The organism is Streptomyces sp. V4I8, from assembly GCF_041261225.1.
In the GTDB taxonomy this organism is placed as follows: Bacteria; Actinomycetota; Actinomycetes; order Streptomycetales; family Streptomycetaceae; genus Streptomyces.
Genome location: NZ_JBGCCN010000001.1, coordinates 1,481,836 through 1,496,726 on the forward strand (window position 1 = coordinate 1,481,836; position 14,891 = coordinate 1,496,726).

Annotated in this window: 16 protein-coding genes; 9 read left to right on the forward strand and 7 right to left on the reverse strand. The window is 71.3% G+C overall.

Translation table 11 applies throughout. The annotated features are described in order from the left end of the window. Position 1: 1 nt before the first annotated feature. Positions 2-1,480 (reverse strand): glutamate--cysteine ligase, encoded by a 1,479-nt coding sequence (locus tag ABIE67_RS06670; protein ID WP_370254817.1) that lies wholly within the window; start codon positions 1,478-1,480, stop codon positions 2-4. A 101-nt stretch (positions 1,481-1,581) separates the two neighbouring features. Between ABIE67_RS06670 and ABIE67_RS06675 the strand changes: the two genes are divergently transcribed. From ABIE67_RS06675 to ABIE67_RS06685, 3 genes are all read left to right on the forward strand, one after another. After that, entirely contained in the window at positions 1,582-1,716 is a 135-nt protein-coding gene (locus ABIE67_RS06675; RefSeq protein WP_370254821.1) for a hypothetical protein, read from the forward strand. Positions 1,717-1,761: 45 nt separating this feature from the next. Beyond that, entirely contained in the window at positions 1,762-3,027 is a 1,266-nt protein-coding gene (locus ABIE67_RS06680; protein ID WP_370254826.1) for an MFS transporter, read from the forward strand. 77 nt (positions 3,028-3,104) lie between these two features. Then, entirely contained in the window at positions 3,105-3,920 is an 816-nt protein-coding gene (locus ABIE67_RS06685; RefSeq protein WP_370254829.1) for an SAM-dependent methyltransferase, read from the forward strand. A 70-nt stretch (positions 3,921-3,990) separates the two neighbouring features. Here ABIE67_RS06685 and ABIE67_RS06690 read toward each other — a convergent pair whose 3' ends face one another. Further along, positions 3,991-4,896, reverse strand: coding sequence for a helix-turn-helix domain-containing protein (locus ABIE67_RS06690; RefSeq protein WP_370254832.1), 906 nt, complete (start codon positions 4,894-4,896; stop codon positions 3,991-3,993). Between the two features lie 178 nt (positions 4,897-5,074). Between ABIE67_RS06690 and ABIE67_RS06695 the strand changes: the two genes are divergently transcribed. Together ABIE67_RS06695 and ABIE67_RS06700 are read left to right on the forward strand one after the other, a co-directional pair. Then, entirely contained in the window at positions 5,075-5,464 is a 390-nt protein-coding gene (locus tag ABIE67_RS06695) for a VOC family protein (protein ID WP_370254836.1), read from the forward strand. Between the two features lie 46 nt (positions 5,465-5,510). Beyond that, positions 5,511-6,251 (forward strand): maleylpyruvate isomerase family mycothiol-dependent enzyme, encoded by a 741-nt coding sequence (locus ABIE67_RS06700; protein ID WP_370254840.1) that lies wholly within the window; start codon positions 5,511-5,513, stop codon positions 6,249-6,251. A 40-nt stretch (positions 6,252-6,291) separates the two neighbouring features. Here ABIE67_RS06700 and ABIE67_RS06705 read toward each other — a convergent pair whose 3' ends face one another. Next, positions 6,292-6,672, reverse strand: coding sequence for a MarR family winged helix-turn-helix transcriptional regulator (locus ABIE67_RS06705; RefSeq protein ID WP_370254843.1), 381 nt, complete (start codon positions 6,670-6,672; stop codon positions 6,292-6,294). Positions 6,673-6,757: 85 nt separating this feature from the next. On the opposite strand from ABIE67_RS06705, the gene ABIE67_RS06710 reads away from it, so the two are divergent. Continuing rightward, entirely contained in the window at positions 6,758-8,236 is a 1,479-nt protein-coding gene (locus ABIE67_RS06710; protein WP_370254845.1) for an MFS transporter, read from the forward strand. Positions 8,237-8,501: 265 nt separating this feature from the next. Next, complete coding sequence (locus ABIE67_RS06715) at positions 8,502-8,786, forward strand: DUF6332 family protein (protein ID WP_370254847.1); 285 nt, start codon at positions 8,502-8,504, stop codon at positions 8,784-8,786. Here ABIE67_RS06715 and ABIE67_RS06720 read toward each other — a convergent pair. The 3 genes from ABIE67_RS06720 to ABIE67_RS06730 all read right to left on the reverse strand — a co-directional run bounded on the left by ABIE67_RS06720 (position 8,747) and on the right by ABIE67_RS06730 (position 11,508). After that, the gene (locus ABIE67_RS06720) at positions 8,747-9,412 is read right to left on the reverse strand and encodes a response regulator (RefSeq protein WP_370254851.1); all 666 of its coding nucleotides are present in this window, start codon (positions 9,410-9,412) and stop codon (positions 8,747-8,749) included. The genes ABIE67_RS06715 and ABIE67_RS06720 overlap by 40 nt on opposite strands. Further along, entirely contained in the window at positions 9,409-10,668 is a 1,260-nt protein-coding gene (locus tag ABIE67_RS06725; protein ID WP_370254854.1) for a sensor histidine kinase, read from the reverse strand. The genes ABIE67_RS06720 and ABIE67_RS06725 overlap by 4 nt, the downstream gene beginning before the upstream one ends. Positions 10,669-10,803: 135 nt before the next feature. Beyond that, positions 10,804-11,508 carry a TetR/AcrR family transcriptional regulator gene (locus tag ABIE67_RS06730; protein WP_370254858.1) on the reverse strand — a complete coding sequence of 235 codons (705 nt, stop codon included), beginning with the start codon at positions 11,506-11,508 and terminating at the stop codon, positions 10,804-10,806. A 141-nt stretch (positions 11,509-11,649) separates the two neighbouring features. Between ABIE67_RS06730 and ABIE67_RS06735 the strand changes: the two genes are divergently transcribed. Continuing rightward, positions 11,650-12,099 carry a nitroreductase family deazaflavin-dependent oxidoreductase gene (locus tag ABIE67_RS06735; RefSeq protein WP_370254860.1) on the forward strand — a complete coding sequence of 150 codons (450 nt, stop codon included), beginning with the start codon at positions 11,650-11,652 and terminating at the stop codon, positions 12,097-12,099. Positions 12,100-12,135: 36 nt separating this feature from the next. Here ABIE67_RS06735 and ABIE67_RS06740 read toward each other — a convergent pair whose 3' ends face one another. Beyond that, complete coding sequence (locus tag ABIE67_RS06740) at positions 12,136-13,392, reverse strand: geranylgeranyl reductase family protein (protein ID WP_370254865.1); 1,257 nt, start codon at positions 13,390-13,392, stop codon at positions 12,136-12,138. A 133-nt stretch (positions 13,393-13,525) separates the two neighbouring features. On the opposite strand from ABIE67_RS06740, the gene ABIE67_RS06745 reads away from it, so the two are divergent. Beyond that, entirely contained in the window at positions 13,526-14,881 is a 1,356-nt protein-coding gene (locus tag ABIE67_RS06745; protein WP_370254868.1) for a dipeptidase, read from the forward strand. Positions 14,882-14,891: the final 10 nt, after the last annotated feature.

Below are 14,891 nucleotides of genomic sequence, written 5' to 3' on the forward strand. Positions count from 1 at the left end.
GTCAGTCCACGGGCCAGGTGTGCGCGGCCGCGTTCAGATGCATGAAGTCCATGTACGTGGTGGTCATGCGCCGCAGCGCCTCACCCCGGTCGGAGACGCCGGACTTCTCCAGATGGTGCACCGTCTCCGCCTGCCACAGGGCCCCATTGCGGGCGGAGAGGCAGCGCTGCTCGACGATGCCCAGCAGGGGTTCGCGCCACGCCGCGTCCAGGCCGGCCAGCTCCAGGCCCTGATGGGCGAGGGGCAGCAGGCGCCGCAACACCAGTTCCGCGACCGGGACTTCGCCCATGCCGGGCCAGTAGAGGCGGGCGTCGATGCCGTCGCGGGCCGCGGTGTGGAGGTTCTCCTCGGCGACCGAGAACGACATCCGCGTCCAGATCGGCCGGTCCTCGTCGACCAGGGCGCGGGTGAGGCCGTAGTAGAAGGCGCCGTTGGCGATGATGTCGGCCACGGTGGGGCCGGCGGGCAGGACCCGGTTCTCGATCCGCAGATGCGGGCCGCTGTCGGTGACGGCGTAGACGGGACGGTTCCAGCGGTAGATCGTGCCGTTGTGCAGGGTCAGTTCGCCCAGTTGCGGAGCGCCGCCGTCGTCGAGCGCCTCCTGCGGGTCCTCGTCGTCGCACAGGGGCAGCAGGGCCGGGAAGTAGCGCACGTTCTCCTCGAACAGGTCGAAGACGCTGGTGATCCAGCGCTCTCCGAACCACACCCGAGGTCGTACGCCCTGGGCCTTGATCTCCTGCGGGCGGGTGTCGGTGGCCTGCTCGAACAGGGGGATGCGGGTCTCGCGCCACAGCTCCTTGCCGAAGAGGAAGGGCGAGTTCGCCGCGAGGGCGATCTGCACGCCCGCGACGGCCTGGGCCGCGTTCCAGTAGTCGGCGAAGTCCTTCGGTGCGACCTGGAGGTGGAACTGGGTGCTGGTGCAGGCGGCCTCGGGGGTGATGGTGTCGGCGTACGTCGACAGGCGCTCGACGCCGTCCACCGTGATGTGCAGGTCCTCGCCGCGGGCGGCGAAGATCTGCTCGTTGAGCAGTTTGTACCGCGGGTCGCCGGACAGGGCCCGCTCGCCGACGTCGGCCTCCCCCAGAGTCGGCAGAATGCCGATCATGATCAGGTGGGCGCCCACGGCGGCGGCACGGTCCTCGGCGTGGTTGAGGGCGTCACGGATCGCCTGTTCCCAGGCGCCGGGGCCACCGGTCGTCAGTTCCCGGGGCGGGATGTTGATCTCCAGGTTGAAGCGGCCCAGCTCGCTCGACCAGGCGGGGTCGGCGATCGCCTGGAGTACCTCGGTGTTGCGCATCGCCGGCAGCCCGTGGTCGTCCACCAGGTTGAGCTCGATCTCCAGGCCGACCCGGGGGCGCTCGCTCTCGAAGGTCGACTCGCGCAGCATCTGCGCCAGCACATCGAGGCAGCTGTGCATCTTCTCCCGGTACCGACGGCGATCCTCCCGCGTGAACACCAGGGCCGGCACGTCACGTCCCATCTGCGCCCTCCCGAGTTCCCTCGGCGGATACGTCTCGTCCCCAGCGTCGCACTTCGGGCGTCACCCGGACAGTCGGCCGAAGGCAGCGCCCCGCCTCCACCATGGCCCGCCCCGCCCCCACCACGCCCCGCGCCGCCCCCCATCACGCCCCGCGCAGCCCCACCACACCCCCGCTGCCCTCCACCACCCCCCGCGCCGTCGCCAACCCCCTTGTCGACTCCCCCGCGCCCACCTAGCCTGATTTTGTGCCGCCAATAAACAAAACCCGATCGCACAGCGCCGTGCCGGGCCCCCCGAACGACCTCACCCTCCTCCGTATCGCCCTGACCACCTTCTTCGCCCTCGACGGCTTCGTCTTCGCCGGCTGGGTCGTCCGTATCCCCGCCATCAAGCAGCAGACCGGCGCCTCCGCCACCGCCCTGGGCCTCGCCCTCCTCGGCGTCTCCGCCGGAGCCGTCGTCACGATGGTGCTCACCGGCCGCCTCTGTCGCCGCTACGGCAGCCACCGCGTCACCGTCATCTGCGGCATCCTGCTCTGCCTCAGCGTCGCCCTGCCCCCGCTCACCCACTCCGCCCCGGCCCTCGGCGCCGTCCTGCTGGTCTTCGGCGCGGCCTACGGGGGGATCAACGTCGCGTTCAACAGCGCGGCAGTCGACCTGGGCAGAGCCTTGCGGCGGCCCATCATGCCCAGCTTCCACGCCGCGTTCAGCCTCGGTGGCATGATCGGCGCCGGCGTCGGCGGCCTCGTCGCCGGGGCGCTGTCCCCGACGCGGCATCTGCTCGGCCTCACCGTGATCGGCCTGGTCGTCACCGCGCTGGCGGGCCGTGTCCTGCTGCGCGTGCCGTCGCCGGAGCCTCCCGAGAGCTCACCGAGGGACGAGTCCGCCCCGCGCCGCCTGGACGCCCGGACCCGTCGGCTCGTCATCACCTTCGGCCTGATCGCCCTGTGCACGGCCTACGGCGAGGGAGCCCTGGCCGACTGGAGCGCCCTGCACCTGGAAGAAGACCTCCACGCCACACCGGGCGCGGCGGCGGTCGGCTACTCCTGCTTCGCGCTCGCCATGACCGTCGGCCGACTCACCGGCGCATGGCTGCTGGAGCGCCTGGGACAGACCCGCACTCTCGTCTCGGGCGGCGCCACCGCCGCCGCCGGGATGCTGCTCGGCGCGCTCGCCCCCTCCCTCTGGGCAGCGCTCCTCGGCTTCGTGATCACCGGGCTCGGCCTCGCCAACCTCTTCCCCGTCGCCGTCGAACGCGCCGGCACGCTGGCCGGTCCCGACGGAGTCGCCATCGCGTCGACCCTCGGCTACGGCGGCATGCTCCTGGGCCCGCCCGCCATCGGCTTCATGGCGGACTGGTTCTCCCTGCCCACCGCCCTGACCAGCGTGGCCGCCCTCGCCGCCACGGCAGCGGCCATCGGATTCCTCACACGGCGCGCGGCGGTCCGCCAGAACCAGGAGCAGGGAACCTCCACGGACGGCCAACAGACGTCGCCAGGAAGGCAAGTTGGGGCAGGTGAGTCACATGAGTCGCGCTGTGGGGAATAACGTGGACGTCCACGACCGGCGTTCGCCCGTTTCGTGGTTCTGACCACACACACGCAGCTACACACGCAGGAGTGTCCATGACTGATGAGCCGGAGAACTCCGGGCAGGACGCGCTCTCCAAGATCGATACCTCGGTGCCGCAGTCGGCCCGGATCTGGAACTACTGGCTGGGCGGCAAGGACAACTACGAAGTCGACCGTGTGGCCGGTGACGCGTTCCGCAAGATCTTCCCCGGTATCGAGACCGGAGCCCGTGCCGCCCGGTACTTCCTCGCCCGCGCCGTTCGTCATCTGGCCGCCGAGGAGGGCATCCGGCAGTTCCTGGACATAGGCACCGGGCTGCCCAGTGTGGACAACACCCATGAGATCGCCCAGCGGGTCGTCCCGGAGAGCCGGATCGTCTACGTCGACAACGACCCGTTGGTCCTCGCCCACGCCCGCGCGCTGCTCACCAGCACTCCGGAAGGTGTCACCAACTATGTCGACGCCGACCTGCGCGACCCGGGCACCATCGTGCGGGAAGCCGGGAAGACGCTGAACTTCGACCAGCCGGTCGCTCTCATGCTGATGGGCATCCTGGGCCACATCGAGGACTACGACGAGGCGCGCTCGATCGTGCGGCAGCTGGTGGACGCCCTGCCCTCCGGCAGTTACCTGGTGCAGTACGACAGCACCAACACCAGTGAGTCCTACGTCCAGGCCATCCAGCAGTACAACGACGGCGGCTCGATCCCGTACATCCTCCGCAGCCCTGAGCAGATCGCGGGCTTCTTCGACGGTCTGGAACTGCTCGAACCGGGCGTGGCGTCCTGCTCGCGCTGGCGTCCCGACGACGGCGCCTGGGGTCTGCCGGCGGAGGTGCATCAGTACGGCGGCGTAGCCCTGAAGCGCTGAATCCCGCGACGGGCGGCCGCCGATCCCCGCCGGCCGCCGGCCCCCGCCGGCCGCCGGACCTCGCCGCGACTCAGGTCTCCTGGAGGATGCGATGGAGAATCGTCGGAGTCTCGTCCGGCGATTCGGCCTCGACGACCAGACGGTTCATGACATCCCAGTAGCGCTCGATCTCGTTCGGCTTGTCGGGGTAGAGGGCAGTGGCGAGTTGTTCGAGATAGACCACGTCGGGCAACAGCCCGCCGGGCAGGCGCAGGATGGTCACGGGGCCGCTCTCCGCGGCGTGGCCGCCGGCCAGGAACGGCATGATCTGGACGGTGACCTGCGGGAGTCGGCAGATCTCGATGAGATGCCTGAGCTGGTCGCGCATCACGCCGAGACCGCCCACCGGGCGCCGTAGTGCCGCCTCGTCGATCACGGCCCAGAGCTGCGCCGCCGGCCGGCGGTGCAGGATCCGCCGGCGGGTCATCCTCACCGTGCAGCGCCGGTCGATCTCCTCCGCGCCGGCGTCCGGGTGGGCGAGCCGGATGGAGGCGCGCGCGTAGTCCGGGGTCTGCAGCAGGTGGGGAACCCGCTGGACCTCGAAGCAGCGGATGAGACTCGCCGCCTGTTCCACCCCGAGGTAGACCTGCGTCCACGCGGGCACCACGTCGCCGTAATACTGCCACCAGGCGGGGGTGTTGGCCTGTTCGGCCAAGGCCAGCAAGGTGGCCCGCTCGGCCTCGTCCGTGACGCCGTAGAAGGTCAGCAGGTCGGCCACGTCACGCGGTTTGACCCCGTGGCGCCCACCCTCCAGCCGGCTGATCTTGGACCGGGAGGCACGGATGGCATGCCCCGCGGCCACCCGGGAGATGTCCCGCTCCTCCCGCAACCTGCGCAGCCGCACCCCCAGCACCAGCCGCGCCACCATGGGCCCGGCCGACCGGCCGTCCAGAACCCTGTCGCCGGCCGGCGTATATGCGGCCTCGTCGGGGCGCATAGGCATTCTCCCTGCGGTGTACGCGACTCTGCGCGCATACAAGCGGTGCGGCCGCCATCCTAGGGACTGTTGGGTACATGATCTTCGAGTCGCTGGGATGATCTCCGCCTCGACGGCCGGCGTGCCAGGGACCGGTTCTCCCGTTGTCCACCCCCTCCGCAGTACGCATCATGACCGAATGGCGCGACTCCACGACATCGTCATCGACTGTGCCCACCCGGCCGCCACGGCCCGCTTCTGGGCCGCCGCCCTGGACGGTTACGCGATCGCCCCGTACGACGACGACGAACTCGCGCGTCTGCGCGCGCTGGGCATCGCCGGGCCGGAGGACGATCCGACCGTGCTCGTCGAGCCTTCTTCCAGCGGCCCCCGCCTGTGGTGTCAGCTCGTGCCGGACCCGAAGCGGGTGAAGAACCGTCTGCACCTGGACCTGGTCTCCGGCACCCCGGAGTCCGAGGTCGGCCGGCTCAACGCGCTCGGAGCGACCGTCCTGGTGCGCCACGATGACCACTGGGTCCTGGCCGACCCCGAGGGCAACGAGTTCTGCCTCTTTCCCACCGCGACCTGAACAGGTGCTTCCCCTCGACCGCACTCCATCCGGCACACTCACCCCCATGGAGACAGCCGACTTCGTTCGAACCCTTGACCGCGAGGGTCAGCTGCTGGCCGCGGCCGCCGAGGTGGCCGGGCCGGACGCCAAGGTGCCGACCTGTCCGGACTGGCAGGTGCGGGATCTGCTGCGGCACACGGGGATGGTGCACCGCTGGGCGGCGGCGTTCGTCGCCGAGGAGCACACCTCCTACCACCCCGACGGCGGCCTGCCCGACCTCGACGGCGACGAGTTGCTCGCCTGGTTCAGGCAGGGACACCGTCACCTCGTCGAGACGCTCGCCAACGCCCCCGCCGACGTGCGGTGCTGGCACTTTCTGCCCGCCCCGTCGCCCCTCGCGTTCTGGGCCCGCAGGCAGGCGCACGAGACGACCGTGCACCGCTTCGACGCGGAGGCGGCACGCGGTGGTACGCCGAGCGGGATCGGCCCCGGCTTCGCGACGGACGGAATCGACGAGTTGCTCCGCGCCTTTCACGCCCGGCCGAAGAGCCGGGTGCGCAGCGCCGAGCCCCGGGTGCTGCGGGTGCGGGCGACGGACACGGACGGAGCCGTGTGGACCGTACGACTGTCGCAGGAGCCGCCCGCGGCCGAGCGGGGCGACACCGACCGGGCCGACTGCGAGATCTCCGGACCGCTCGCGCAACTGTATCTGTCGCTGTGGAACCGGCTGCCCTTCCCGCACGTGACCGGCGACGCCTCCCTGGCCACGCTGTGGCGGGAGAACTCCGCTGTCACCTGGAGCTGAACCACGCCGCACGCCGGCCTGAACCCGGGCCGTACGCCGGTCAGTTCGCCAGCATCCTCGTCAGCACCGCACGCTGCACCGGCAGCACCGCGCCGTGCAGCGTGCGCCCCTTCGCCGTGAGGCACACCTTCACGCCCCGCCGGTCCTCCTGGCACATGCCGCGCTCGACGAGCCCGTCCTTCTCCAGCCGGGCGATCAGCCGCGACAGGGCGCTCTGGCTCAGGTGGACGCGCTCGGAGATCTCCTGCACGCGGTACGACGGGCACGAGCCGTCCGCCAGCACGTCCAGGACCTCGAAGTCGCTTGCGCAGAGGCCGTGCCGACCGAGGGCGCGGTCGAGTTCGCACTGCGTGCGCGCATGCAGCGCCAGGATGTCGTGCCACTGGTCCACGAGCGCCTGCTCGGGCTTCTTCGCCGCCATGGGCGCACCGTAGCAGAGACGCGAAATTATTGCATCAGCATTAAATGCATTTGCATTCGATGCGTGCGCATGTACTGTCTCCGCCATGACCTCTCCGCTCACCACCCCCGCGTCCGACGGACGCTGGACCCCCCGGCTGTGGGGCACCTTGCTGGTGCTGTGCGCCGCGATGTTCCTGGACGCGCTGGACGTGTCGATGGTCGGTGTCGCCCTGCCGTCCATCGGCGCCGACCTGGGCCTGTCCACCTCGACCCTCCAGTGGATCGTCAGTGGCTACATCCTGGGCTACGGCGGCCTGCTGCTCCTCGGCGGACGCACCGCCGACCTGCTGGGCCGACGCCAGGTCTTCCTGGTGGCCCTGGCCGTCTTCGCGCTCGCCTCACTGCTCGGCGGGCTCGTCGACTCGGGCCCGCTGCTGATCGCCAGCCGCTTCATCAAGGGCCTGGCCGCCGCCTTCACCGCCCCCGCCGGCCTGTCCATCATCACCACGACGTTCGCCGAGGGCCCGGTACGCAACCGCGCGCTGGCGATCTACACCACCTGCGGCGCCACCGGCTACTCGATGGGGCTCGTCTTCTCCGGCCTGCTCACCGAGGCCAGTTGGCGCCTCACCATGCTGCTCCCCGCGCCCGTCGCGCTGATCGCCCTCGCCGTCGGCCTGAAGCTGCTCCCGCGCAGCGAGCGCGAACGGACGAACGGCGGCTACGACATCCCCGGCGCCGTCCTCGGCACCGCCTCGATGCTGCTGCTGGTCTTCACCGTCGTCGAGGCGCCCGAGGTGGGCTGGGGTTCGGCCCGCACGATCCTGTCCTTCGTCGCCGTCGTCGTCCTGCTGACGGTCTTCGTCCGCGTCGAGCGGCGCAGCCCGAGCCCGCTGATCCGGCTGGGCGTGCTGCGCTCCGGGGCCCAAGTGCGCGCACAGCTCGGCGCGTTGACGTTCGTCGGCAGCTACATCGGCTTCCAGTTCCTGGTCACGCTGTACATGCAGCAGCTACTCGGCTGGTCGGCGCTGCACACGGCCCTGGCCTTCCTGCCGGCGGGCGCGCTCGTGGCGCTGTCGGCGACGAAGGTCGGCGCGATCATCGACCGGTTCGGCACCGCACGGCTGATCGCGATCGGCTTCGCCCTGATGGTCGCGGGCTATGTCCTGTTCCTGCGGATCGACCTCGACCCGGTCTACGCGGCGGTGATCCTGCCCACCATGCTGCTGGTCGGCTCGGCCTTCGCGCTGACCTTCCCCTCACTCAACGTCCAGGCCACGAACGGCGTCGACGAACACGAGCAGGGCATGGTCTCGGGCCTGCTCAACACCTCGGTCCAGGTCGGCGGCGCACTCTTCCTCGCGGTCGTGACGGCGGTCCTGACGGCGAACACACCCGAGGAACCCGCGTCCCCGCAGGCCGTCCTCGACAGCTACCTGCCCGCCCTGGTCGTGATCACGGCGATCGCGGTCCTGGGTCTGCTGATCGCCCTCACCGGACTGCGCACGCGTCGCACACAGCGGACCGTCGTGGTCGCCAAGTCCGTGTCCCAGGAGGCGGAGCGCGTCGGCGTACGCGACTAGGGGGCGTTTCGAAAGTCCCGTGCGGTGCCCGCGGCGTCCGGTGCGTGCCCTGGAGGTCCCCCCGGCTCCGAAGGCTGGGGGAGTGCCGGACGAAGGCCCTCGTACTGGACGTACTTGGGCCTTTGGCCGGTGCGGCGAGGGTGCGTGCCGGGCGCCGTGGGTGCCGTGCGGGACTTTTGAAACACCCCCTAGGGGGAAGCCTCCGACACCGTGCGCCCGGCGGAGCCGCTTGCTCTGCCGGGCGCACGGCTGTTTGACTCGAGGCATGGAGAGCTACGGGGGACGGCGCCTTCAGGCCGAGCGGGACGCGATCACCGTCGAGATCGGGTACGCGCTGTTCAGCGCCGCGTTCGCGGCGGCGGTGCTGTTCGGAGCGATCGTCGGGCCGGCGTTCGTCTTCGACGTGTCGGACGGTGCGCGCGGCACACTCGTCGGCGTGGGCGCCACGGTCGCGGTCGTGCTGTTCTTCGCCCGGGTCGTCAGCGTCCTGACCCGCTTCCGGCAGGCGTCTCAGCCCAACCAGCCCGGCCGCACCAACCCCGACTCGTAGGCCAGCACCACGAGTTGGGCCCGGTCCCGGGCGCCGAGCTTCACCATCGTGCGGCTGACGTGGGTCTTCGCGGTGAGCGGGCTGACCACCAGGCGGCGGGCGATCTCCTCGTTGGACAGTCCGATGCCGACCAGCGCCATCACCTCCCGCTCACGCTCGGTGAGTTCGGCGAGGGAGTCGGCCGCGGCGGGCTCCTTGGAGCGGGCGGCGAACTCGGCGATCAGACGCCGGGTCACGCCCGGCGACAGCAGCGCGTCGCCCTCGACCACCGCCCGTACGGCACGCAGGAGTTCCTCGGGCTCGGTGTCCTTGACCAGGAAGCCGGAGGCGCCCGAGCGGATGGCCTCGAAGACGTACTCGTCGAGTTCGAAGGTGGTGAGCATGACCACCTTGATGCCCGCCAGCCCGCCGTCGTCGGTGATCCGGCGGGTCGCGGCGAGACCGTCGAGGAGCGGCATGCGGATGTCCATCAGGACGACGTCGGGCCGCAGTTCGCGTACCTTGCGCAGCGCCTCCTCGCCGTCGGAGGCCTCGCCGGCCACCTCGATGTCCGGCTGCGCGTCGAGCAGCGCCCGGAAGCCGGCGCGCACCAGTGACTGGTCGTCGGCGAGCAGTACGCGGATCACCGGTCCTCCTTGACGTCGTCGTTCGGTTCACCGGCGGGAGCCTTCAACGGCAGTACGGCGAGCACCCGGAACCCCCCGTCGGCTCGCGGCCCCGCCTCGATCGTGCCACCCAGCGCGGCCGCCCGCTCCCGCATTCCGGCGAGTCCGTTGCCGCTGCCGCCCGCGTCGGCGCCGGTCGCGGGACCGTCGTCGTCGATACGAAGCCGTAGCGTCGTCCTGTCGTCGTGATCGAGGTGCACGCGTGCGTGCCGCGAGCCCGAGTGGCGTACGACGTTGGTGAGGGCCTCCTGGACGATCCGGAAGGCGGCGAGGTCCGTGGCGGGCGCCAGGCGGGGCGGCTCGCCCTCGACCTCGACGGTGAGGCCCGCGCTCGCGGCCTGCTCCACCAGTTCGGGCAGCCGGTCGAGGCCGGGCGCCGGGGCGCGCGGGGCGTCGCCGGGGGTGCGCAGGGTGTCGAGGACCTGGCGGACCTCGCCGAGCGCCTCCTTGCTCTGGGCCTTGATGGTGGTGAGCGCCGTGCGCGCCTGCTCGGGGTCGGTGTCGAGGAGGGCGAGGCCGACGCCCGCCTGCACATTGATCACGCTGATGCTGTGCGCGAGGACGTCGTGCAGTTCGCGGGCGATCCGCAGCCGCTCCTCGTCGGCGCGCCGCCGCACCGCCTGCGCCCGCTCGGCCCGCTCCTTCGCCCACTGCTCGCGCCGGGTCCGGGCCAGCTCGGACACCGCCACGATCGCCGCCACCCAGGCGGCGATCACGCCCTCCTGCCCCCATGGCGCGGCCGCGTCACGGGACGGCGGCAGCCACTGGTACAGCCAGTGGGCCACCAGGGCGTGCCCGATCCAGAGCACCCCGACCGCCGCCCAGGCGGCCTTGCGGTGCCCCATGACGATGGCGTTGAAGCAGGCCAGGGCGACGGCCACGAAGACCGGCCCGTACGGATATCCGGCGCCCAGGTAGACCATGGCGGCCGTCGCCGTCCCGAACGCGACGGCCACCGGGTACCGCTTGCGGAACAGCAGCAGCGCCGACGCCACGAACAGCAGCGCGCGTGCGAAGGGGTCGAGAGGCGCCCGGTCGTCCAACTGCCCCTCGGCCGCGAAGTTCGAGCCGGCCATCACGAAGACCGTGATCAGCAGGGTGGAGCGCCAGGGCCGGCGAGGACCGTGCTCCTCGTCGGCCCACCGGTTCCACCCCGGTGGGCCGTGTCGCCACCACATCTGCGGACCGCCGCCCCGGCGTGCCTGCTGCTCGTCCATGTCCGCCACGCTAGACGCGATGACCGCCGGGCGGCGTCACCCGCGCGTGGTGATCACACGTACTCCCCGCGAAGTACGTCCGCCGCCTCTGGCTCCCTGATCCGCAGCCCGCCCAGCGGCCGCGGCGCCCACGACCTACCGCCGTCCGTCCACCAGGCCGACCCCGTGCGCGAGCCGGCCCACCGCGTGCCGGAAGAACCTCTCCCTGTCCTCCACGACCCGGTTGAACTGCCCGAACAGCTCGAACCCGACGAGCCCGAAGAGCTCGGCCCAGGCGGCGATGAGGGCCACGACGTTCGCCGGGGGGAGGTCGGGGGCCAGGTCGGCGGTCATGCGCTCGGCCTCGGGGCGGAGTTCGGCGGGCAGGGGATCCGGGTCGGTGAGACCGAAGGCCTCGTGGGTGTCGCGCAGGATGGCGATGAAGACGAGGCCGACGCGGGAGGCGGGCGGGACCGTGGTGTCGGGCGCGGTGTACCCGGGCACGGGCGAGCCGTAGATCAGCGCGTACTCGTGCGGATGCCGGAGCGCCCACTCGCGTACGGCCTCCGCCACCGCGGTCCAGCGCTGGACCGGCCCGGCGTCGGCGGCCTTGCCGTGCGCGGCCTCGGCGCTCTCCCCGAGGGAGTCGTAGGCGTCGATGATGAGAGCGGTCAGCAGGTCGTCGCGGCTGGGGAAGTAGCGGTAGAGCGCGGAGGAGACCATGCCGAGCTCGCGGGCCACGGCGCGCAGCGAGAGCTTGGCGGCGCCCTCGGCCGCGAGCTGTCTGCGGGCCTCGTCCTTGATGGCCGCGGTGAGTTCCATCCTGGCGCGGGCGCGTACGCCCTTTGCGGTGCTGCTCATGGGGCCAGTCTTCCACGAAGACAGAGCGGTGCACACATTCGAGAGCGCTGCTCTTGCTTTGGATCAGCGATCTCGTGCACACTGTTCTCAAGCGAGAGCACCGCTCTCCCAATCGTCCGAACCGGAACTCTGGGGGTCACCATGACGTCGCCGTACTACCTCAAGGGCAGCCCGCTGAACGTCCGTCTCAACAGCGTCATCGGCTGGCTGGCCCGGCACGGGCTCAGCATCGCGGGCACGGCGGAGATGTCGGTGCGCGGGCGCAAGAGCGGCAGGATGCAGCGCATCCCGGTCAACCCGCACACGTACGACGGCACGCGGTACCTCGTCTCGGCCCGCGGCCACTCCCAGTGGGTGCGCAACATGCGCGCCGCCGGTGGCGGGGAGCTGCGCGTCGGGCGCAAGGTGCGGGCGTTCGCCGCGGTGGAGCTTCCCGACGAGGAGAAGCTCCCGATCCTGCGGACCTATCTGGAGAAGTGGGGCTGGGAGGTCAACCAGTACTTCCAGGGGGTCACCGCGAAGTCCTCCGACGAGGAGATCATCGCGGCGGCCCCGGACCACCCCGTCTTCCGGATCACCGTCGAGAAGTGACCCGGTTCGGCGTCAGGACATGCCCTCCGGCCACCGTCAGGAAGTGCCCTCGTCATCGGCCGGAGCCGGAGCCGGTGTCGGTGTCTGGCGGCGGTCCATCGCGGTGAGGGCGCGGTGGGCCATGGGGTGGGTACGGACGATCTCGGCCAGCGACGTCGAGCCGCGGGTGATGTCCATGAACGCCTTCCAGGCCGGCCGGAAACCGGTCAGCGTGGCGTGGAAGAGACCGGGACGGCGTTCGAACGCGGTCAGCAGCCGCTTGCCCACGCTCATCTCGACGCCGAGTCCCGCCTTGACCGCGAAGGCGTAGTTCAGGGCCTGGCGCCGGGTGTCCACCGCGTCGTGCGCCTCGGCGATCCGCACCGCCCACTCCCCCGCGAGCCGCCCCGACCGCAGCGCGAACGAGATCCCCTCGCGCGTCCACGGCTCCAGCAGCCCCGCCGCGTCACCGCACACCAGCACGCGCCCGCGGGACAGCGGCGAGTCGTCGGCACGACAGCGCGTCAAGTGGCCGGAGGAGATGCTCGGTTCGAACCCGGCGAGCCCGAGCCGCCCGATGAACTCCTCCAAGTACCGCTTGGTCGCGGCGCCTTCACCGCGCGCCGAGATCACACCGACCGTGAGCGTGTCCCCCTTGGGGAACACCCAGCCGTAACTGCCGGGAATCGGGCCCCAGTCGATGAGGACCCGCCCCTTCCAGTCCTCGGCGACCGTCTCCGGCACCGGGATCTCCGCCTCCAGGCCGAGGTCCACCTGGTCGAGCTTGACCCCGACATGCGCTCCTATCCGGCTGGCGCTGCCGTCCGCGCCGACGACGGCCCGCGCGAGCAGCGTCTCGCCGCCCTGCAGCACGACGGCGACGCTGCGCCGGTCCGGCACCGCCGAGCCGTGCTGCTCGACGCGCTGCACGGTGACACCCGTACGCAGCTCGGCGCCCGCCTTCTGCGCGTGCTCGACGAGTTGCTGGTCGAACTCGGGCCGGTTGATCAGCCCGAACAGCATCTGCTTGGAGCGCCGGGTCCGGGTGAAGCGGCCGTTGTTGGAGAAGGTGACCGCGTGCACCCGGTCACGGAAGGGCAGTTCGAAGCCGGGCGGGAGCGAGTCGCGCGAGGGGCCGATGATGCCGCCGCCACACGTCTTGTAGCGCGGCAGCTCCGCTTTCTCCAGCACCAGTACGCGCCGCCCGGCGACGGCCGCCGCATACGCGGCCGAGGCTCCCGCGGGTCCCGCGCCCACCACGACGACGTCCCACACCTGCCGCACGTCGTCCGCCGAAGAGTTCTCGCTGCTCACGATGGTCTACTGCTCCCGATCAAGCCGCCTACGCCTGCTGTCCCCCGCATCCTACGGCGGGCATCGTCGCAGGCCGCTGTGGGAGGATCACAGCACTCACAGGTACAACGTCGCACCCACAAGGAGCGTGCCCATGTCGTCGAATCCGGTCGCCGAGACCGTCGCCTCGCTGATGCCCAGGGCGAAGGCGGAGCTCACCGAGCTGGTGGCATTCAAGTCGGTGGCGGACTTCGACCAGTTCCCGAAGAGCGAGAGCGAGGGCGCCGCCCGCTGGGTCGCCGACGCGCTCACCGCGGAGGGCTTCGAGGACGTGGCCCTGCTGGACACCCCCGACGGCACGCAGTCGGTGTACGGCTACCTGCCCGGCCCCGAGGGCGCGAAGACGGTCCTGCTGTACGCCCACTACGACGTGCAGCCCCCGCTGGACGAGACCGCGTGGCGCACCCCGCCCTTCGAGCTGACCGAGCGCGACGGCCGCTGGTACGGGCGCGGGGCCGCCGACTGCAAGGGCGGCGTGATCATGCACCTGCTGGCGCTGCGCGCCCTCAAGGCCAACGGCGGCGTCCCGGTGCACGTGAAGGTGATCGCCGAGGGCTCGGAGGAGATGGGCACGGGCGGTCTGGAGCGGTACGCCGAGCAGCACCCGGACCTGCTGGAGGCCGACACCATCGTGATCGGTGACGCGGGCAACTTCCGCGTCGGCCTGCCGACGGTCACCTCGACCCTGCGCGGCATGACCCTCGTCCGCGTGCAGATCGACACGCTCGAGGGCAACCTGCACTCCGGCCAGTTCGGCGGGGCCGCGCCCGACGCGCTCGGCGCGCTGATCCGCGTACTGGACTCACTGCGCGCGGAAGACGGCTCGACGACCGTGGACGGGCTGACCGGCGAGTCGTCGTGGGAGGGGCTGCAGTACGCGGAGGAGCAGTTCCGCCAGGACGCCAAGGTCCTCGACGGCGTCGGGCTGATCGGCTCCGGCACGGTCGCCGACCGCATCTGGTCGCGTCCCGCCGTCACGGTCCTGGGCATCGACTGCCCGCCGGTCGTCGGCGCCACCCCGTCCGTGCAGGCCGGCGCGCGGGCGCTGATCAGCCTCCGGGTGCCGCCGGGCGTGGACGCGGCCGAGGCGACCAAGCTGCTCCAGGCCCACCTGGAGACACACACGCCGTGGGGCGCACGGGTGCGCACCGAGCAGATAGGCCAGGGCCAGGCGTTCCGCGCCGACACCAGCAGCCCGGCGTACCAGGCCATGGCGGACGCGATGGCGGTGGCGTACCCGGGCCAGGAGATGCAGTACGCCGGCCAGGGCGGCTCGATCCCGCTGTGCAACACCCTCGCCGCCCTCTACCCGCACGCGGAGATCCTCCTCATCGGCCTGAGCGAGCCGGAGGCTCAGATCCACGCGGTGAACGAGAGCGTGTCGCCGGAGGAGCTGGAGCGTCTGTCGGTCGCCGAGGCGCTGTTCCTGCGCAATTACGCGGCGAGTTGAGGTCCGCACA

Excerpts from the sequence above, each read along its gene's own strand:
- ABIE67_RS06670 (WP_370254817.1), bottom strand. The coding sequence starts at position 1,480 with ATGGGACGTGACGTGCCGGCCCTGGTGTTCACGCGGGAGGATCGCCGT.
- ABIE67_RS06675 (WP_370254821.1), top strand. The coding sequence starts at position 1,582 with ATGGCCCGCCCCGCCCCCACCACGCCCCGCGCCGCCCCCCATCACGCC.
- ABIE67_RS06685 (WP_370254829.1), top strand. The coding sequence starts at position 3,105 with ATGACTGATGAGCCGGAGAACTCCGGGCAGGACGCGCTCTCCAAGATC.
- ABIE67_RS06690 (WP_370254832.1), bottom strand. The coding sequence starts at position 4,896 with ATGCGCCCCGACGAGGCCGCATATACGCCGGCCGGCGACAGGGTTCTG.
- ABIE67_RS06695 (WP_370254836.1), top strand. The coding sequence starts at position 5,075 with ATGGCGCGACTCCACGACATCGTCATCGACTGTGCCCACCCGGCCGCC.
- ABIE67_RS06700 (WP_370254840.1), top strand. The coding sequence starts at position 5,511 with ATGGAGACAGCCGACTTCGTTCGAACCCTTGACCGCGAGGGTCAGCTG.
- ABIE67_RS06705 (WP_370254843.1), bottom strand. The coding sequence starts at position 6,672 with ATGGCGGCGAAGAAGCCCGAGCAGGCGCTCGTGGACCAGTGGCACGAC.
- ABIE67_RS06710 (WP_370254845.1), top strand. The coding sequence starts at position 6,758 with ATGACCTCTCCGCTCACCACCCCCGCGTCCGACGGACGCTGGACCCCC.
- ABIE67_RS06715 (WP_370254847.1), top strand. The coding sequence starts at position 8,502 with ATGGAGAGCTACGGGGGACGGCGCCTTCAGGCCGAGCGGGACGCGATC.
- ABIE67_RS06725 (WP_370254854.1), bottom strand. The coding sequence starts at position 10,668 with ATGGACGAGCAGCAGGCACGCCGGGGCGGCGGTCCGCAGATGTGGTGG.
- ABIE67_RS06730 (WP_370254858.1), bottom strand. The coding sequence starts at position 11,508 with ATGAGCAGCACCGCAAAGGGCGTACGCGCCCGCGCCAGGATGGAACTC.
- ABIE67_RS06735 (WP_370254860.1), top strand. The coding sequence starts at position 11,650 with ATGACGTCGCCGTACTACCTCAAGGGCAGCCCGCTGAACGTCCGTCTC.
- ABIE67_RS06745 (WP_370254868.1), top strand. The coding sequence starts at position 13,526 with ATGTCGTCGAATCCGGTCGCCGAGACCGTCGCCTCGCTGATGCCCAGG.